The sequence below is a fragment of the Mesorhizobium sp. Mes31 genome (assembly GCF_024519675.1).
GTDB lineage: Bacteria > Pseudomonadota > Alphaproteobacteria > Rhizobiales > Rhizobiaceae > Mesorhizobium.
In genome coordinates, this window is sequence record NZ_JALJRL010000004.1 from 346,918 (window position 1) to 365,765 (window position 18,848).

Annotated in this window: 19 protein-coding genes; 8 read left to right on the plus strand and 11 right to left on the minus strand. The window is 63.5% G+C overall.

Annotated elements, in window-relative coordinates:
• Nucleotides 1-31 precede the first annotated feature (31 nt).
• Complete coding sequence (locus NR193_RS09520; RefSeq protein WP_167364913.1) at nt 32-715, minus strand: response regulator transcription factor; 684 nt, start codon at nt 713-715, stop codon at nt 32-34.
• Nucleotides 716-891: 176 nt separating this feature from the next.
• Here NR193_RS09520 and NR193_RS09525 point away from each other — a divergent pair, with 176 nt between their 5' ends.
• The 3 genes from NR193_RS09525 (at nt 892) to NR193_RS09535 (ending at nt 3,407) form a co-directional block, all read left to right on the plus strand.
• Nucleotides 892-1,587, plus strand: a complete 696-nt coding sequence (locus tag NR193_RS09525; protein ID WP_256750609.1) for a fumarylacetoacetate hydrolase family protein — start codon at nt 892-894, stop codon at nt 1,585-1,587.
• 4 nt (nt 1,588-1,591) lie between these two features.
• A complete protein-coding gene (gene maiA / locus NR193_RS09530) occupies nt 1,592-2,242 on the plus strand; it encodes a maleylacetoacetate isomerase (protein WP_256750610.1) in 651 nt (216 codons plus the stop codon).
• A gap of 124 nt (nt 2,243-2,366) precedes the next feature.
• Nucleotides 2,367-3,407 carry a zinc-dependent alcohol dehydrogenase family protein gene (locus NR193_RS09535; protein ID WP_256750611.1) on the plus strand — a complete coding sequence of 347 codons (1,041 nt, stop codon included), beginning with the start codon at nt 2,367-2,369 and terminating at the stop codon, nt 3,405-3,407.
• Between the two features lie 29 nt (nt 3,408-3,436).
• On the opposite strand, the gene NR193_RS09540 is transcribed toward NR193_RS09535, so the two are convergent.
• Nucleotides 3,437-4,300, minus strand: coding sequence for a DMT family transporter (locus NR193_RS09540; RefSeq protein ID WP_256750612.1), 864 nt, complete (start codon nt 4,298-4,300; stop codon nt 3,437-3,439).
• Nucleotides 4,301-4,405: 105 nt separating this feature from the next.
• On the opposite strand from NR193_RS09540, the gene NR193_RS09545 reads away from it, so the two are divergent.
• Nucleotides 4,406-5,824 (plus strand): PLP-dependent aminotransferase family protein, encoded by a 1,419-nt coding sequence (locus NR193_RS09545; RefSeq protein WP_256750613.1) that lies wholly within the window; start codon nt 4,406-4,408, stop codon nt 5,822-5,824.
• Between the two features lie 17 nt (nt 5,825-5,841).
• On the opposite strand, the gene NR193_RS09550 is transcribed toward NR193_RS09545, so the two are convergent.
• Nucleotides 5,842-6,735: a LysR family transcriptional regulator gene (locus NR193_RS09550; protein ID WP_256750614.1), complete on the minus strand. Its 894-nt coding sequence runs from the start codon at nt 6,733-6,735 to the stop codon at nt 5,842-5,844.
• A gap of 140 nt (nt 6,736-6,875) precedes the next feature.
• On the opposite strand from NR193_RS09550, the gene NR193_RS09555 reads away from it, so the two are divergent.
• Complete coding sequence (locus NR193_RS09555) at nt 6,876-8,336, plus strand: MFS transporter (RefSeq protein WP_256750615.1); 1,461 nt, start codon at nt 6,876-6,878, stop codon at nt 8,334-8,336.
• Nucleotides 8,337-8,390: 54 nt separating this feature from the next.
• On the opposite strand, the gene NR193_RS09560 is transcribed toward NR193_RS09555, so the two are convergent.
• From NR193_RS09560 to NR193_RS09570, 3 genes are all read right to left on the minus strand, one after another.
• Entirely contained in the window at nt 8,391-8,888 is a 498-nt protein-coding gene (locus NR193_RS09560; protein WP_256750616.1) for a MaoC family dehydratase, read from the minus strand.
• 258 nt (nt 8,889-9,146) lie between these two features.
• Entirely contained in the window at nt 9,147-9,575 is a 429-nt protein-coding gene (locus NR193_RS09565; RefSeq protein WP_256750617.1) for a phasin family protein, read from the minus strand.
• Nucleotides 9,576-9,686: 111 nt separating this feature from the next.
• A complete protein-coding gene (locus NR193_RS09570) occupies nt 9,687-10,982 on the minus strand; it encodes a DUF445 domain-containing protein (RefSeq protein WP_256750618.1) in 1,296 nt (431 codons plus the stop codon).
• Nucleotides 10,983-11,260: 278 nt separating this feature from the next.
• Here NR193_RS09570 and rirA point away from each other — a divergent pair, with 278 nt between their 5' ends.
• The gene (gene rirA / locus NR193_RS09575; protein WP_256750619.1) at nt 11,261-11,725 is read left to right on the plus strand and encodes an iron-responsive transcriptional regulator RirA; all 465 of its coding nucleotides are present in this window, start codon (nt 11,261-11,263) and stop codon (nt 11,723-11,725) included.
• A gap of 6 nt (nt 11,726-11,731) precedes the next feature.
• On the opposite strand, the gene NR193_RS09580 is transcribed toward rirA, so the two are convergent.
• Genes NR193_RS09580 through hemP form a run of 5 tightly spaced genes read right to left on the minus strand, consistent with a single transcriptional unit; the run spans nt 11,732 to nt 15,849 of the window.
• Nucleotides 11,732-12,520, minus strand: a complete 789-nt coding sequence (locus NR193_RS09580) for a heme ABC transporter ATP-binding protein (protein ID WP_256750620.1) — start codon at nt 12,518-12,520, stop codon at nt 11,732-11,734.
• Between the two features lie 21 nt (nt 12,521-12,541).
• Complete coding sequence (locus NR193_RS09585; RefSeq protein ID WP_256750621.1) at nt 12,542-13,645, minus strand: iron ABC transporter permease; 1,104 nt, start codon at nt 13,643-13,645, stop codon at nt 12,542-12,544.
• Nucleotides 13,646-13,656: 11 nt separating this feature from the next.
• On the minus strand, nt 13,657-14,547 hold the full coding sequence (locus NR193_RS09590) for a hemin ABC transporter substrate-binding protein (protein WP_256750622.1): 891 nt from the start codon (nt 14,545-14,547) through the stop codon (nt 13,657-13,659).
• Between the two features lie 11 nt (nt 14,548-14,558).
• Nucleotides 14,559-15,620 carry a hemin-degrading factor gene (locus NR193_RS09595; protein WP_256750623.1) on the minus strand — a complete coding sequence of 354 codons (1,062 nt, stop codon included), beginning with the start codon at nt 15,618-15,620 and terminating at the stop codon, nt 14,559-14,561.
• A gap of 22 nt (nt 15,621-15,642) precedes the next feature.
• The gene (gene hemP, locus NR193_RS09600) at nt 15,643-15,849 is read right to left on the minus strand and encodes a hemin uptake protein HemP (RefSeq protein WP_023757683.1); all 207 of its coding nucleotides are present in this window, start codon (nt 15,847-15,849) and stop codon (nt 15,643-15,645) included.
• Nucleotides 15,850-16,049: 200 nt separating this feature from the next.
• On the opposite strand from hemP, the gene NR193_RS09605 reads away from it, so the two are divergent.
• Entirely contained in the window at nt 16,050-18,269 is a 2,220-nt protein-coding gene (locus NR193_RS09605) for a TonB-dependent hemoglobin/transferrin/lactoferrin family receptor (protein WP_256750624.1), read from the plus strand.
• Nucleotides 18,270-18,274: 5 nt separating this feature from the next.
• Complete coding sequence (locus tag NR193_RS09610; RefSeq protein ID WP_256750625.1) at nt 18,275-18,718, plus strand: hypothetical protein; 444 nt, start codon at nt 18,275-18,277, stop codon at nt 18,716-18,718.
• Nucleotides 18,719-18,848 lie beyond the last annotated feature (130 nt).

The following is an 18,848-nucleotide window of genomic DNA, read 5'->3' on the forward strand; positions in this document are numbered from 1 at the left end:
AGCTGCGAGCAGCTTCGGGCGAGGTGAAAGATCAAAATCCTCCCTGATCCCGAAACAGCTCCGCATTGTCCAGCTTCGAAACCTCGATGACAGCCTGCGTGCGGCTATAGACATTGAGCTTGCGCAGGATTTCGGAGACATGCGCCTTGACCGTGGTTTCCCCGACCTGCAGCTCATAGGCGATCTGCTTGTTGAGCAGGCCCTGGCGCAGCATCTGCAGCACCCGCAACTGTTGCGGCGTCAGCGTGGACAGGCGCTGCACCATGTCGGCACGGTCGACGCTATCGGCGTCCGGTGTGCGGCCTTCATAGGTTTCCGGCACGTAGATCGCGCCTTCCATCACCGAGCGGATGGCGGCGGCCAGGTCGCTCTTGCGCGCCGATTTCGGAATGAAGCCGGCCGCGCCGTAGGACAGCGCCTCGGAAATGATCTTCGGCTCCTCATAGCCCGAGACGATGACCACGGGCAGGCGCGGATAGCGGGTCCTGAGCTGCAGCAGGCCATCGAAGCCGTGCACGTCGGGCATGCTGAGGTCGAGCAGCGCAAGATCGAACGGCTTGGCGCCGGCCAGAAGCTCGAGCGCCTCGGTGATCGAGCGCGCCTCCACCGTATCGACTTCCGGATAGGCCATCTGCACCGCGCTGTGCAGCGCCTCGCGAAACAGCGGGTGGTCGTCGATGATCAGGAACCGGGCGCGATCGTGGACTGCGGTCATGGGGGTTCATTTCAGTTCAGAGGCGATTAGAATAATCTCGCCAGCATGGCCAGATTATTGCCAAATAGTATATCGCCATCTCTTGGAAAGAGCCGGGACCGGCGTTTCCGATGACAATCGCCTTGCCCGGCCATCCAAATCGGTCGAAAGTTCCGGCAACCAAGCAGAGACCTTACATGACAGAGTTCGTCCTTCCCCCGCCAGCAATCGCATCGGTGGCCATTGCGGGTTCGCCGGAACGTTTCGCGGTGCGCCGCATCTTCTGCGTCGGCCGCAATTATGCGGCGCATGCCCGCGAGTTCGGCAATGACGAGCGCGATCCGCCCTTCTTCTTCACCAAGCCGGCCGACGCGGTGGTCGATTCCGGCGCGACGATCCCCTACCCGCCCTTGACCGGCAATTTGCACCACGAGATCGAACTCGTTGCCGCGATCGGCAAACCGGGTTTCCATATTGCCCGCGAGCGGGCGCTGGATCATGTCTGGGGTTACGGCGTCGGCATCGACCTCACCCGCCGCGATCTGCAGGATGAAGCCAAGAAGATGGCGCGGCCCTGGGACTGGTCGAAAGCCTTCGACCGCTCCGCTCCCTGCGGCCCGCTGATCCCAGCTGCAAAATCCGGCCACCCGCAAAAGGGCCGCATCTGGCTCGCCGTCGACGGCAAGGTCAGGCAGGACGCAGATCTCGCCGAGCTGATCTGGCCGATCGCCGATATCGTGTCGATCTGCAGCGAGGCCATGGAATTGCAGCCAGGCGACCTGATCTTCACCGGCACGCCCGCCGGCGTCGGCGCGGTTCGTACAGGCGACACGATGACTGGTGGCGTCGACGGCATCGGCACGATCGAAATCACCATCGGCCAGCCGAAGTGAACGCATGAGAGATATCGTCCTCCACAACTACTATCGCTCCTCCACCTCCTATCGGGTGCGGATCGCGCTGGAGATGAAGGGACTGGGCTACGACTACATCCCGCATCATCTGCGCCATGGCGAACATCTCGAGCCCGCCTATCTCGCGGTCAATCCGCAAGGGCTGGTGCCGGCGCTGATCCTGGAGGGCGGCACGCTGCTGACGCAATCGTTGGCGATCATCGAATTCCTCGACGAGATCCGACCCGAACCACCGCTGCTGCCGAAGGACCCGCTTGGCCGGGCTCATGTCAGGATGCTGGCGCAGATGATCGCCTGCGACATCCATCCCGTGAACAATCTGCGTGTGCTGACCTCGCTGCGCACCCTGTTCGGCGCCGGCGACCAGGACATCACCAACTGGTTCCGCCATTGGGTCAACGAGGGCTTTCAGCCGCTTGAAAAGATCCTGGCTTCCTCGCCCGAGACGGGAGAATTCTGCCATGGCGACACTCCGGGGTTGGCGGACATCTGCCTGACCGCGCAAGTCACCAGCAATGCCCGCTTCGGCGTCGACATGACCCCCTACCCAACGATCGCGCGCATCAACGCCGCCTGCATGGCGCTGCCTGCCTTCCAGAAGGCCGCACCCCAGAACCAGATCGATGCCGAATAGGGCTTCATTGGTCCACGCAGCATCAGCATCCAGAGCAGCATGTCTGGCGGAATCGATTTCCGCTTGACCGGACAGGGAATCGGCTATCGTTTCCTGCAGGGCCGCGTGAAGGGTGGAGTGATCAATGAAAGCCGTCGTCTTCGAAAAATTCGGCGAAGCGCCGACGATCCAGACCGTTCCCGATCCGAAACCGTCGGCCGACGGCGTCGTCATCAAGGTCGAGGCGACCGGGCTGTGCCGCAGTGACTGGCATGGCTGGATGGGTCATGACGCCGATATCACGCTGCCGCATGTGCCGGGTCATGAACTGGCCGGTGTTGTGGTCGCCGCCGGCAAGCAGGTGACCCGCTGGAAGGCCGGCGAGCGAGTCACCGTGCCGTTCGCCGTCGGATGCGGCCGCTGCTTCGAATGCACCTCGGGCAACCATCAGGTATGCGAACACCAGTCCCAGCCCGGCTTCAATGCCTGGGGCTCCTTCGCCGAATATGTCGCCATCGAGCACGCCGACACCAATCTCGTGCGCTTGCCCGACGAAATGGAATTCGCCACCGCCGCCAGCCTCGGCTGCCGCTTCGTCACCTCGTTTCGCGCCATCGTCGACCAGGGCCGGGTGACGCCGGGCGAATGGGTGGCGGTGCACGGTTGCGGCGGCGTCGGCCTGTCGGCAATCATGATCGCCAGTGCCATGGGCGCCAATGTCATCGCCATCGACCTCACCGACGAGAAGCTGGAGTTCGCCAAGAAGATCGGTGCCGTGGCGACCATCAATGCGTCTACGACGCCGAATGTGGTCAAGGCCGTCAAGCAGATCACCAATGGCGGCGCGCATATGTCGATGGACGCTCTCGGCCACCCCACCACCTCGTTCAACTCGATTGCGAACTTGCGCCGGCGCGGCCGCCATGTGCAGGTCGGCCTGATGCTGGGCGAGCACGCCCGCCCGCAGGTGCCGATGGACAAGGTGATCGCCTTCGAGCTCGAAATCCTCGGTAGCCACGGCATGCAGGCCTATCGTTACCAGGCGATGATGGACATGATCCGCCACGGCAGGCTCAAGCCCGAACTGCTGGTCGGCAAGAAGATGAGCCTCGATGAGGCGCCGGCCGCATTGATGGCGATGGGCGGCTTCGAGGGCATCGGCATTGGCGTGGTGACGAAGTTCTAGGGACGCGAGCCGCCCTCCCGCGAAGCCATTTATCTCGCAAATTTCTTCGCCCCGAACACGCACAGCACCACGCCGAGCGTGACGACCACCATCAACGAACTGACCTGCTCGTGCAGCAGGGTCGCCGCCAGCGCCAGACCGAAGAAGGGCTGCAGCAACTGCAATTGCCCGACCGCGGCGATGCCGCCCTGCGCCAGGCCGCGATACCAGAACACGAAGCCGATCAGCATACTGAACAGCGACACATAGCCGAGCCCGATCCAGGCGTTGGAGCCGACGGCGGCGAAGGACGGCGGCAGGGTCGCGAAAGTCAGCAGCAGCATGACCGGTAGCGACAGCACCAGCGCCCAGCAGATCACCTGCCAGCCACCGAGCTTGCGTGACAGCGCGGCCCCCTCGGCGTAGCCCAGACCGCAGACGACGATGGCGGCAAGCATCAAGCTGTCGCCCACCGGCGAGGCGGTAACGCCTTGCATCAGGGCAAAGCCCGCGACGAGCGCGCTGCCGACGCACGAAAACAGCCAGAACGCCGGACGAGGACGATCCCCGCCGCGCAGCACACCGAAAATCGCGGTCGCCAGCGGCAGCAGACCGATGAAGATGATGGAGTGGGCCGAGGTGACGTGCTTGAGTGCCAGAGCGGTCAGCAGGGGAAAGCCGACCACCACGCCCAGCGCCACGATCACCAACGACAACAGATCCCCCCGCTCCGGGCGTTTCTGCCGGAACAGGAGCAGCATGGCCAGACCAAGCAGTCCGGCAATCGCGGCCCGGGCCGATGTCACGAAGGTCGGGTCGAAATCCATGACCGCCACGCGCGTCGCCGGCAGCGAGCCGCTGAAGATCAGCACACCGACGAATCCGTTCACCCAGCCGCTCGCGGTCTTGTCCATTCCAGGCTCCATGTCTTTCGCCCTCTATCGGGCGGGCGATATGGTGTAGCCAGAGACAATGGGATACAATTCCACAAAACTGTAATGGCATATCGAGCAGTACGGATGACGGAACTCGCGTTTGAAGCTGACGGTGCGCGCTCCCTGGTCGCCCCCACTCTGGTCGAAGGTGTCATGGCCACCATCCGTCAGCGGATCGCCGCGCGCAGCCTGACGCCGGGAGCGCGGTTGCCCTCGATCCGCGCCTTCGCCAGATCCATGCAGGTATCCAAATCCACCGTGGTCGAAGCCTATGAGCGCCTCGCCGCCGAAGGCGCGATCCGTTCCCGGCCCGGCTCGGGCTTTTATGCCGCCGGATCGCTGGCGCCGCTGTCGCTGGCCGAGATCGGCCCCCGGCTCGACCGCGCCGTCGATCCGCTCTGGATCTCGCGACAGTCACTGGACGCCGGCGACGATATGTTGAAACCCGGCTGCGGCTGGCTGCCGGCTTCCTGGATGCCGCAGACAGGACTCCGCCGGGCGCTGCGCACTGTGGCGCGTGCCAACGATGTCGCGCTTGCCGATTACGGCACGCCGCTTGGGCTGCCACCGCTGCGCCAACTTCTGGCGCGACGCATGGCGCAGCATGGCATCGAAGCCTCGCCCGAACAGATCATGCTCACGGAATCGGGCACGCAGGCCATCGACCTCCTGTGCCGGTTCCTGATCGAGCCCGGCGATACGGTGCTGGTCGACGACCCCTGCTATTTCAATTTCCACGCTCTGTTGCGCGCACACCGCGCCAAGGTCGTCAGCGTTCCCTACACGCCGTCGGGGCCGGATATCGAGCTGTTCGCGCAGGCGCTGGCCGAGCACCGGCCGCGCCTCTACATCACCAACTCCGCCATCCACAACCCGACCGGCGCGATCCTGTCACCGGTCACCGCGCACCGGCTGCTGAAACTCGCCGACCAATCGGATCTGACCATCGTCGAGGACGATATCTTCGCCGATTTCGAACATGCGCCTGCCCCCAGGCTGGCGGCGTTCGATGGTCTCAGCCGTGTCGTCCATATCGGCAGCTTCTCCAAGACGTTGTCGGCCTCGGTCCGCTGCGGCTTCATCGCCGCACCGCGCGACTGGATCGAGCGCCTGACCGACCTCAAGATCGCCACGACCTTCGGCGGCGGGCGGCTTGCCGCCGAACTGGTGCTGACTCTCTTGAAGGACGGCAGCTACCGCAAGCACATGGATTTGCTGCGCGCGCGGCTGTCGCGCGCCATGGGCGAGACCAGCACTCGCCTGAAGGCGATCGGCATCTCGCCCTGGATCGACCAGCCGGCCGGCCTGTTCCTGTGGTGCAGCCTGCCGGAAGGCGTGGATGCGGCCGACGTGGCCCGCCGCGCTCTGGCCGACAACATCGTGCTGGCGCCCGGCAACGCGTTCAGCCTGTCCCGGACGGCCAGCCGCTTCCTGCGCTTCAACGTTGCCCAGTGCCAGGACGAGCGGATTTTCAAGGTGCTCGAGGCGGCAATGGCGCGTTGATTTCGCACGGTCGTCAATCAGCCGGAAGCCGCACAGACCTCCCGCACGCAGTCGCGTAGCCAGCGTTGCGCCGGATCGGCATCGAGGCGTGGATGCCAGAGCATGGAAATAGTGACCTCGACCGTGGCGACCGGCAGCGGAAAGCTATGCATGCCGGCGCGCGCGCCTTCGGTGTGCCGCTCGGGCACGCTGGCTATCAGGTCGGATGCGCGCGCCATGGCAAGCGTGGCCGAAAAGCCGGAAACCATGCACACGATTGTCCGCTGGAGCCCAAGCCGCTCCAAAGCTTCGTCGATCGGACCCTTCTCGCGGCCACGCCGCGAAACACTGATGTGGCGGCCGGCCGCGTAGCGTTCCGGCGTCACGACGCCTTCGCTCAGGGGATGGCCAGCTCGAACGGCGCCGATGAAGCGGTCGCGAAACAGCGCCTGAATGCGCATCTCGGGTCCGGTTTCACCGGCGACGCCGATTTCCAGGTCGATCGCCGCCTCGCGCAGCGACGTGACATCCTTGTCGAATTTCGGCGCGAAACGCAGCCGCACCAGAGGCGCCTCTGCCTCGATGCGGGCAACAAGACGCGGCGCGAACTCCTCGACGAAGCTCTCATTGGTGCGCAGCGTGAAAGTTCTGTCGAGGCTTGAGAGATTGAGAAGCTTGGCAGGACGCAGGAGCGCTTCCGCATCCTGAACGACACGACCGGCCTGCTGCCGCAATTCCTGCGCGCGCGGTGTCGGAACAAGGCCGCGACCGGCGCGGACCAGAAGCGGATCGCCCGTTGTCTCACGCAGCCGCGCAAGCGTCCGGCTCATCGCCGAGGGGCTGAGGCGAAGGCGATTGGCGGCGCGCGCCACGCTGCCTTCCGTCAGCAGGACATCCAGGGCGACAAGCAGGTTGAGATCAGGTGAAGACATGACGGGACTGTAGCATGGATCCGTCATGATGTGGCGTTTCATGCATGAATAAGATGCAAAGGCTGCGCCTTCCGCCATATCAGCTTGGGAATTAGATCTCCGACAGCTCCGGTTCCGGGGCCGATGGAAAGGAGATCGCCGTGGCAATCGTTGAGCAAAATCTGGACGGGCGCGTATCGGCGCCGCAACAGACCCAATCCACAGGCTGGGCGCTGGCGAGCCTGTCGCTCGCCACCCTGCTGTCGTCGCTGGGAACCAGCATAGCCAGCGTCGGCCTTCCCTCGCTGATGCAGACGTTCGGGGCGTCGTTCCAGTCCGTGCAATGGGTTGTTCTCGCCTACCTGCTCGCCATCACCACATTGATCGTCAGCGCCGGACGTCTGGCCGACATGTTCGGGCGCCGGCCTTTGCTGCTTGGCGGCATCGCGCTGTTCACATCGGCTTCGGTGCTCTGCGGCCTGGCGCCGACGCTGTGGTTGCTGATCGCCGCGCGCGCCGTGCAGGGGCTTGGCGCGGCGCTGATGATGGCGCTGACGCTGGCCTTTGTCGCCGAAACCGTGACCAAGGCCAGGACCGGCAGCGCCATGGGCCTGCTCGGCGCCATGTCGGCGATCGGCACGACGCTTGGCCCTTCGCTCGGCGGTCTATTGATCGCCGGTCTCGGCTGGCGCGCGATTTTCCTCGTCAATGTCCCTTTGGGCGTGCTGGCCTTCGCTCTCGCCTATCGCGCCTTGCCGGCCCGCGGCAAGACGGCGCAGACCGACCGGGGCAAGTTCGATGCGACCGGCACCGCCCTGTTGGCCCTGACGCTCGCCGCCTATGCGCTGGCCATGACGCTTGGCAGAGGCAATTTCGGCGCCCTCAACATCGGCCTGCTGGTCGCGGCCGGCTTCGGCGCCATTCTGTTCGCCAGGGTGCAGACGAAAGTGAAGACCCCGTTGATCCAGCTCGCCAGCTTCCGTGACCTCCAGTTGAGCGCCAGCCTGGCCATGAGCCTCATAGTCGCCACCGTGATGATGGCGACCCTGGTGGTTGCCCCGTTCTATCTGTCCCGCGGCCTTGGTCTGGATGCCGCGATGGTCGGCCTCGTGCTTTCGACCGGCCCTCTGGTTTCGACCCTCTCGGCGCTGGCGGCCGGTCGCCTTGCCGATCGCTTCGGAGCCCACAGGATGATGGTCATCGGCCTGCTCGGCCTGGCCACCGGCACGTTCCTGCTGTCGCTCGCCATGACCAGGCTCGGCATTGTCAGCTATGTCGTTCCGATCACCGTCACCTGCTTCGGCTACGCTCTGTTCCAGACGTCCAACAATGCGGCCGTCATGAGCGGTATCGGCGCCGGCGAGCGTGGCGTCGTCTCCGGCCTGCTCAATCTTTCGCGCAATCTCGGCCTCATCACAGGCGCGTCTTTGATGGGCGCCATATTCGCCATCGCATCGACAGGCGGGCAGCCAGGCATTGGACAGGATGTTCTGAGTTCAGCGGCAGCAGCCCATGGGATGCAGATCACCTTCCAGACGGCAACGGCCCTGGCGCTGGCCGCGCTGTTCCTCGCGCTGTTCTCGGCTCGCGCCGCGAGCCTCTTGGAACCCGGAGCTTCGTGACGTGCGACCTGTCTGGCGGCAGGCGATCGAAGCGGAATTTCCGTTGAACGCCGCTCAGGCCCCTGCCCGCTTGCGGCGCTCATAGAGCATGACCAGCGTTTCAGCCGTCAGCGCCGGCTTTTCCTCGCCTTCGATCTCGACCGTGTTGGCCGCCTTCATCAGATACTGGCCGGGGCCTCTGTCCTCCATGGAAAGCAGAGTGATGCGCAGCCTGATGCGCGCGCCGACCTTGACCGGAGCCAGGAACCGCACCTTGTCGAAACCATAGTTGAAGGCGGCTTGGGTGTTCTCCGGCACAATCCCCATGCCCAGCGCCAGCGCGCCTATGATCGACAGCGTCAGGTAGCCATGCGCGATAGTCGTGCGGAATGGGCTTTGCCGCCGCGCCCTTTCAGGATCGACATGAATCCATTGATGGTCGCCGGTGCATTCGGCGAACTGGTCGATGCGGTTCTGATCGACCGTGGTCCATTCCGATACGCCGAGCTCTTGCCCGGCCATCGTCCTCAACTGCTCGTAGCTCGGCGGCGTTTTAGGCCGTATTTCGGTCATTCCTGCTTTCCCGATCGCTTGCCCCGCCTCCGGACCACGAACTGACAGCCTCTGTCAATTCGTCCTGCATGAATCCGTTCCGCCGGATTCGCCCTGAATCGTGCCATGCCTTGCCAGGCGATGGCAGGTCGAATTCGGATTTTCGGACCTTCCAGGCTGCCGGGAGCCTGTAGCGTGGCGCGGATGCTACTGTGCCGTAAGGCTCAAGATCCTGTGCTGGCAAACCCCGCGGAAAGCTGAACGACAGGCCAGAGAACGCTACTTCTTCTCGTAGCCTGCGCGGATTTCCTCCATCGCCTCCTTGATGCGCGTGCGCAGAATGTCGACCGATTCGGTGCCGGATTTCTTGACCAGTTCAGCCGCTTCGCCGGCGTTCTTCAGCGCCGCCTCGAAGGATTTGCGGGCGAATTCCGTCTGTTTGGCGATCAGTTCCTGCGGATTGCCCGGCACTTTGTAATCCTGCGCCATGTCGACGACCTCACGCAACGTGTCCTGCAGCATTTCGCGTTGCCTGGAAAACAGCGAGGATGCGCCGGCGGCACTGGCTCGCGCCGATTTCTCTAGCGCTTCGAGGTTCTTGCGGTGATGGGCAAGGATCGCCTCGATATCGACATTGGGCACCTTCAGGTCGCGGCCGAACCTGCCGAACATGTCCATGAAGGAATCGGATTCCGGTTGTTTTGCCATGACTGTCTTCTCCCCTGTCGCCGCCGATTGGGCTCCCGGACAGGAGCATAACACCGAAGCACCGCGTGTCCATTCGCGCCCGGCGGAATCGGCACACGCTCGAGACGGGCGTCAGCCGGCGAGGAACAGCCGCTCGGCCACGTACAGCACGACGCCCGCAAGCCCGCCAATGATCATGCCGTTGAAGCGGATATATTGCAGGTCCCTGCCGATGTTCATCTCGATCAGCCGCGTCAATTGGGCAAGTTCCCAGCGCTTGACCTGGTCGGCGATGAATTTCGACACGCTGCTCTTCTGGCTCTCCACGAACGACGAGAGAGCCACCACGAACCCCCGGTTCATGTCGGCCCGGATCTGCGCATCGCCTGCGAGATGCCGCCCCACCTCGACGAACATGCTGGCGAGATGCGCGCGGATCACCGAATTCGGCGCCTTGGCATCCTGTTCGATGAACTGGCTGAGGCTTGCCCACATGTCATTGGCCAGCGCCCTGACTTCGGGTCTGGCGAGAAAATCGCGCTTCATCTTCTCGGCACGCTTGGCGTATTGCCTGGACGTCCGCAGCCGCTCGACGAAGCTTTGGGCGAAGCGATCGAATTCGGCACGCATCGGGTGGTCTGGATCGGCCCGCACCTCGTCGAGCAGCGAGCCGGCCGAGGCGACGATCTTCTTCAACAGATAGGCGTCGGCGCGAAACAGGTTGAACAGCGACGGCAGTTCCTCGCGGATCTTCTCGCGCATCGTCGCCAGTGCCTGTTCGTCGTTCAGGAACCGGCCGATCACCTTGATGAACTCATCGAACAGTTTCTGGTGGCGGCGGTCGTCGGTGAGTGCCGACAACAGCTCGGCGGCCAGCGGCGCCAGTGGCACTTTCTCGATCTGCTCCAACATACGGTTGGTGACGAAGCCACGCAGGCCGGATTGCTCGACCGCGGCGAGCGTCTGCGGCACCAGCCGCACGACAAAGCGCGACAGGCCGGCGGCGCGTTCGGCGTCGGCCAGCCAGTCTGCGACGAGTGCTGCAAAATCGACCTCGGCAAGCTTTTCGCGCACAGGTTCCGGCGCCAGGAAATTGACCTCGATGAAGCGGCCGAGATTGTCGGCGATGCGGTTCTGGTTCTCGGGAATGATCGCGGTGTGCGGGATCGGCAGTCCGAGCGGCCGCCTGAACAACGCCACCACCGCGTACCAGTCGGCGAGGCCACCGATGGTCGCCGCCTCGGCAAAGGCAGCGACGAACCCCAGCCACGGATAGGTGCGCTCGAACGACTTGGCGAGCGCAAACACCGCCACGCAAAGCGCCAGTGCGGCCGTGGCGACGAATTTTGTCCACCGCAGCGCGGAAAGCTTGGCATCAGCGTCGGCATCGAAACGCGCGGGCGCTAGGGAAGAGGCCGATTGAGACATGGATGAGCCGCTCCTCGTCGATCTCAGGCCTATTTAGTATTTCGCCTGACGAAATGCGCGTGGCAGTGGACTTCGCCCGTATCTTGTCCGGCCGCGCACACAAAGTTGACGAGAATATTCATCTATTATGCCCAGCTAGTCTGGAATTGTTCCAAGGTATAGGCCATATTCCGCCCTAGGCCAGCGCGGCGAATCCGGAAAATTTCGGATCAAAGCCGCGCCAGCAGGGTTTTGAAATCTGGCGTTGTTGCATCGCACCAGCGCCTTGTGAGGACAAGATGCGGCTTACCCGCCAGACCAACTATGCCATGCGCATCCTGATGTATTGTGCCGCCAACAATGACCGGTTGAGCCGCATTCCGGAGATCGCAGCCGCCTATTCGGTTTCGGAGCTTTTCCTGTTCAAGATCCTGCAGCCGCTGGTCGAGCACGGCCTGGTCGAGACCGTACGCGGCAGGAATGGCGGCGTCAGGCTTGGCCGCGCCGCCGAAGCGATCAGCCTGTTCGACGTCGTGCGCGTGACCGAGGAAAGCTTCGCCATGGCCGAGTGCTTCGAGAACGATGCCGCCGAATGCCCGCTGGTCGACAGCTGCGCGCTGAATTCGGCGCTGCGCGAGGCGCTGAACGCATTCTTCGCGGTGCTGTCGCGCCATACGATCGCCGATCTCGTTGCGGCACGGCCAAATGTGCGCAACTTGCTCGGCATCGACATGCTGATAGACCGCCGCGCGCCGGCTGCCTAACCAGACCTAAGCGGCAGATTGCGGCAATACGAACGGCATGTTGCCACTCGGCAACACGCCAACCTTGAGCCGGCAGTCGAACACTTTCTCGATCAGATCATCGCTCAGCACCTCCTTCGGCGACCCGGTGGCGGCGAGCCTGCCGCGATGCATGACGAAAATCCGGTCGGCATACATGGCCGTCAGGTTGAGGTCGTGCAGGATGGCGACCACGCCACCGCCCCTTCTGGTGAAGTCACGGGCGATGTTCATGATGATCAGCTGGTGCTTGATGTCCAGGCTGGAAACCGGCTCGTCGAGGAACAGATAGCGCGGCTGGCCGTCGAGCAACGGTGCCCAGACCTGGCACAGCACGCGCGCAAGCTGGACGCGCTGTTGCTCGCCACCCGAAAGCTCCTGGTAGAAACGCCCGGCAAATCCATCGAGATCGACGCGAGCCAGCGCCCGCTCCGGCAACCGCGCATCCTCGCCGGGCAAGACACCCGAGCGGCCGCCGACAAGGCCGAGCTTGACAACCTCGCGCACCGTGAACGGAAACGACAGCGTCGTCGCCTGCGGCAGCACTGCCCGCTGGACGGCGATCTCGACCGGCTTCATTGCCGAGAGATCGTGGCCGTTGAGGACGACGCGCCCGGCATAGGCGAGTTCGCCGGACAACGCCTTCAGGAAGGTCGTCTTGCCGGAGCCGTTGGGGCCGACGATTGCCGCCACTTCGCCGGGCCGCGCATCGAAATCGACACCGCTGACGATACCCTTGCCGGCGATCGCCACCGAAACATCCCTTGCCTCGATCATCCCAGCCTCACAGGTCAAGTCTCATAGATCAACCACGCCACGCTTGCGCAGCAGGATCCACAGGAAGAACGGTGCACCTGATATCGCGGTGACGATGCCGATCGGCAGTTCGGCCGGCGCCACGATGGTGCGGGCGACGGCATCGGCCAAAAGCAGCAGCGAGGCGCCGAGCAGCGCCGAAGCCGGCAGCAAATAGCGATTGTCCGGACCGATCAGCAGGCGCAGCAGATGCGGCACCACGATGCCGACGAAGCCGATGCCGCCGCTGACGGCGACCGAGGCACCGACCGCCGCCGAAACGCCGATGATTGCGGTGTATTTCAGCCGCTGCACCGGAATGCCGAGATGGCCGGCGGTCGCCTCGCCCAGCGCCAGCGCGTTGAGCCCGCGCGCCAGGAATGGCATCGCCGCCAGCGCCAGCACGATGACCGGCCCGACCGAAGCGATCTTCGCCCAAGTCGCGCCACCGAGCGATCCGAGTTGCCAGAAGGTCAGGTCGCGCAACTGGCGGTCGTCCGCCATGAAGATCAGGATGCCGGTCAGCGCCATGGCGAGCGCCGCCAGCGCGATGCCGGCAAGCAGCATGGTGGCGACCGAGGTGCGGCCCTGCCGCGTGGCAACCTGATAAAGCACCAATGTCGTGGCTAGGCCGCCGCAAAAAGCCGCCAGAGGCAGCGCGAGTGTTCCGAGCAAGGCCGTCAGCGGTGCCAGCATTGTGCCACCAAGCACGATCACGGCAACGGCGCCAAGGCTCGAACCCGCCGACACGCCGACCAGGCCGGGGTCGGCGAGCGGATTGCGGAACAGCCCCTGCATGACGGCGCCGGAAACCGCAAGCGCTGCCCCGACCAGCATGCCGAGAATGACGCGCGGCAGGCGGATGTCGTAGACGATCAGGCTGTCGCGGGCGCTCAACGCGGCATCGCCCGGCATCGCGCCGAACAGCCCGTCTCTGATAACGTCGACGGCCGACGCGTCCGATGCTCCAGACGTCAGCGACAGCAATGCGGCAATGACGAGCCCCAGGCACAAAAGCAGGATGACGATGCGGGCGCGCGCCGAGCGGTCGCCTTCGGATGCACTCGTCATCGCCTTCACCGGGCCGGCGATCGATTGATCGACCATGATCCGCGCGCTCAGTCCGTGACCTGCCCGCCATAGAGCGAGACGGCGAGGTCGTGGATGGCGTCGGCCGTGCGCGGCCCGAAACCGAGCAGATAGCCGCCATCCATACGGATCAGCTTGCGTGCGGCCCCCGCCGGCGTCGAGGCGATCGACGGATTGGCGAACAGTTCGTCGTCCGGTACCTGCGGCCCGGCATTGCTCATCATCAGGATCACGTCCGGCCTGGCGGTGATGATCGCCTCGTCGGACATCTGCTTGTAACCGGAAAAGCCTTCGACGGCATTGACGCCGCCCGCCAGCTTGACGATGCCGTCGGCGGCGGTCTCCCTGCCGGCCGCCAGGATCTTGCCGCCCTGCATCGACAGCACGAACAGGATGCGCTTGCGCTCCTTGATCGAGGCCGTCTGCTGTTCGGCAGCGGTGAGCTTGGCATCAAGCGCCTTGGCCAGGACTTCGGCCTTGGCATCGACGCCGAGCGCCTTGCCGACGATGCGGACCTTCTCGATGATGCCTTCGTGGCTGTAGTGCTCAGGCACTTCGATGAACGGGATGCTCGTCTTCTTCAGCACATCGACGGCTTCCTTGGGACCACTGCCGTGCAGCGCCAGGATGCCGGTCGGGTTGACTGACAGGACACCCTCCGGCGACAGCTGGCGCATGTAGCCGACGTCAGGCAGGTCGAACGCCGCCTTCGGATAATTGCTGGTGGAATCGCGGGCCACCAGATGTTTCTCCTCGCCGAGCGCATAGACGATCTCGGTGATCGAGCCGCCAATGGCCGCGATCTTCGACGGGTCTGCAAACACGGCCGTGCCTTCGCTGGCATTGGATGGCAGCGACGCGGCAAAAGCGAGGGAAAGGCCGATCGCCGGCCCGGCGACGATCCTGGAAAAGCAACCCATTGTCGTTCTCCTCAGGCTGCGGTCGGGCTTGGGATGCGCGGCAGGTTCTCCGCCAGGAACCGCCAGTCGTCGCGCTCGCTTTCGCCTTCGTGACGCTTGCCGAAGAACTGGATGATCATCTTGCCGTCGGCGGCATAGACTTCGAGCGAAGTGACATGACCGTCCTTGGTCGGCTTGCGCACCGCCCACACCTCGTGGATGTGGTCGGTGCGCAGATGCAGGTGGAAGGTCTCGTCCAGCACGTTGATCCATGGCCCCATCGGCTTGATGGATTTGACCGGGCCGGAATGGATCTGGATGCAGCCGCGATTGCCGACAAAGCACATGATCGGCATTTCGCCGCTGGCGGCGTGATGGAACATGGTCCTGACGGCGTCATTGTCGAGCAGCCAGGCATAATCCTGGCCGACCATGCGCACTGCCTGGCGGCGACTGAGCTTCAGCGTCTTCAGCATGCCGAAGAACTGGTGCACATCGGTCAACCGGCTCCAGCGGTCGCGCAGATCGTTTAGACTGGCGGTCGTTTCGCCACCATGGATCTCGTCGTCGGAGGTTGGCCCTGAAATGTCGACCGCCGGCCCCTGGTTCCACGATTCGAGCGCCGCAACCAGCTTCTGATAGGCATAGAGGCTGGAGGCTGGTCGCAGATGCACCTTGTGCACGGCCTCGCCGGCGGCGTCGAAGAATTGCAGGCTGCGGCGGATCTCGTCGCCATCGCGCTTTTCCACGGCAAAACCATGCGCCCAGACTTTCGGGAAGATGCGCAGGTCGATGTTCTCGCCAAGCACCATGGCATTGTGATTACCGGTGATGACCTTGTCATAGACGCCGATCTTCTCGTGCACCGCGCTTTCGTTGCGGGTCAGCGCCATGACCTCGCCGACGGCCTCGAGGCCGGTCAGCAGATCGTTGACACGCGGCTCGATACGGACGACGCCGTCGCCGCAATGAGCGGCGACCAGTTCGGCTTCCGAAATGCCGAGTTGCGCAGCCAGGTCACGCTCGCGCGCCTTCGGATTCTCTGTCCGTGCCCGCCGGATTTCATGCGGGGCGGGTTTTACGCGCTGGTCCATGTCTCGTCCCTACTGCCTTGCCTTACTTGTTGAGAATGAGCTTGCCCTGGCGGGTGATCTTCAGCCGGTAGAGCGCGCCGTGATGTTCGATGCCGATCTCGTGCTCGCCCTGGAACAGGGTGTTGCTGGAGAGCGTTCGCACCGCCAGCGGAACCCGATCAAAGCGGGCGGAGGCATCGTCGGAACGGCGGACGCGATAGCGAAAGTCATTGGGATTGTGCGTGTTCATCTGGGTCGATCCCTTTCCTGTGCCGGGCATCTGGCTAGGCGCTGCATAAATTCCGATTCATTTCTTGACTCGAATAATCATGTTTACTAGTCAGTGCAATACCGGAGCAAACGAGTCAACATTTAAGACGCCGGACACGATGAAAAATGCCAGCCAGCCCCGGGCCAGCCAGCATCGAACCTGGATTTTGGAGTTGGGGCATGGGGTTGGTGAATTGGGAATGGCGCGGCCGGACGGCGGCGAACGGCATAGGGGCTTTGTTGGCAAGCGTGGCGGCGATCGCCTTGTCCGCACCATCAGCTCACGCCCAACAGGCAACGCAGCCGGCGGGCGAGCAGACGGATCAATCGAAGAAGACTTACCAGGAAGAAGCGGCGCCCGCGGGCGCCACCCTGCTCGACAAGATCCTGGTCCTCAGCCGTACCGGCGAAACGGCGATCGAATCGCTGGCCTCGGCCAGCCATGTCGGCCAGGAACAGCTCGACCGCCGCATGGCGACGACGCCCAATGAGATGCTGCTAGGCGTGCCCGGTGTTGCCGCGCAGGCCGACGCCAGGCGCGTCAGCACCAGCATCAACATCCGCGGCCTGCAGGATTTCGGTCGCGTCGCGGTCATCGTCGACGGCGCGCGCCAGGACTTCCAGCGCTCCGACCACGGCACGCAGTCGACCTTCTATATCGATCCCGAGCTCGTCAAATCCGTGGACGTGATCCGGGGTCCCGTCGCCAACACCTATGGTTCGGGCGCCATCGGAGGCGTCGTCTTCTTCGATACAAAGGACGCCGAGGACTTCCTCAAGCCGGAAGAAACATGGGGCGCTTCGGTAACGGGACGTTACGAAAGCAACGGCAAGGGCTGGACCACCAGCGCATCCGGCGCCTACCGCTTCAATGAGAACTGGGATGTCTTGGGCAACATCGTCTACCGCGACTATGACGACTATAAGGATGGCGGTGGCGACACGGTCAAGGGCACCGGCTTCGACGTGCTGAGCGGCCTGCTCAAGACCACCATCCGTCCGACCGACAACAGCGAGTTGAAGCTAGGCTGGGTTGGCTCAAGCGACGGCTGGAGCGAGATCAGCAGTGGTGTTCCGATCAATGATGCAGACTTGAAGTCGAACACCTTCACCGCCCGCTATAACATCACTGACGAAGACAAGAGCTGGCTCGATCTCCACATCAACACCTCCTACAACAAGACCAATCTCGGCCTGACCAGCCTCGTCCCGCTCAACCGGTTCGATCCGACCACCGGTGATTCCATAATCCTCCCGACGGGTTCGACATCGACCTTCGATGTCGGTACGGCGGCGATCGATATCTGGAACACGTCGAGATTCGAAACTGGCGGCGTCGCGCACGAACTGACCTATGGCGGCGACTGGGTGAATGATGACGTCGAGACTGGCGGCACTGCGGGCGGCGATAGTTTCTACACCCCTTCGGGCAAGCGCAACGTGTCCGGCGCCTATGTCCAGGACAAGCTCACCTGGGACTGGCTCGAAATCATCGCCGGGCTGCGTTATGACAGCTATAGCCTCAAGGACAGCACCCACGAGACATCAGGTGACCGGCTATCGCCACGGATCACCGTCGGGATCACACCTTTCGACACCCCAAGCCTGTCGGGACTGCAATTCTATGGCACCTATGCGGAAGGCTATCGCTCGCCTTCGCTGACGGAAACCCTGATCAGCGGCAACCATCCGGCCGGTGTCACTTTCCCCTTCCTGCCCAATCCGAACCTGAGGCCCGAGACCGGCAAGACAGTCGAATTCGGTGTCAACTACAAGCAGAACGACATCCTCGAAGCCGGCGACGCGCTCCGCATCAAGGCGGCTTATTTCAACAACGATGTGGACGACTACATCGAGGGTACATCTTTCGCAGCTTCGTTCAGCGACCCGACAAGCGCCTGCCCGGTCGATTGGAATCAACTGATGAACAACCCGGGATACATCCCGATCTGCTACCAATACCAGAACTTCGCCAAGGCCAAGATCAACGGCTTTGAACTGGAAGGGGTTTATGACGCCGGATGGGGCTATGCCGGCCTCTCGGCCTCGATCACCAACGGCCACACCATTTCCTACGAGGGCGTTCGAGCAGACCTCGCCACCATCCCATCCTCGCAGGTTACCGCGCAGCTCGGACTGCGCTTCCTCCAGGACAAGCTGACCGTCGGTGGCGAGGTACAGTACAACGGCAAGCCGAAGGGCAATGCGGTGGCCAGGGACTACACGCTGGTCAATGCCTTCGCCAGCTATCAGGCGACCGACAATCTGAAGGTCGATTTCCGCGCCGACAATCTGTTCGATGTCAAATACGCCAACCCCTTGAACGGCAGCACGACAGTCGCGGTCTATGAACCGGGCATAACGTTGAAGCTGGCGGCGACCATGCGTTTTGGAGGCTGATGGCCATGACGGGCTTGATGACATCGCTTCGTCTGCTGACCTCGACGCTGGCGATGTCGCTTGCGATGGTTCCGGCGCGGGCACAAGAACCCGCGCCGGCCCCCGCGCTGACCCTCGAACTCAATGGCGCGCAACCTTCCGAAAAGGGTTGCCGCCTGACCTTCGTGGTCAACAACAATCTTGGCGCCGACCTTTCCAAGGCCGCGTTCGAGATCGCACTTTTCAATCAAGCCGGCGTCGTCGACCGGCTGACCGTGCTCGACTTCAAGGACCTGCCCGTCGGCAAGACCAAGGTGACGCGCTTCGATCTGGCCGGCACCGACTGCGCCAAGGTCAGCCGCGTGCTGATCAACAGCACCACCGAATGCACCGGCACCAGCGTCGAACCGAACGCCTGCATGCGCAAGCTGAAGACGGATACCAGGACCGGTATCGCTTTCGGCGTCTGAAGCAGTGGGACTGCACCCGGCATTCACGCAGAATACCGTGGCATGGCCGCTGGCCGGCTCCCATGCGTTGCCGTTTGGACCAAGCGATCTTGATTTGACAATTCCGCATGGGTCGCTGCAGGTCTCGCCC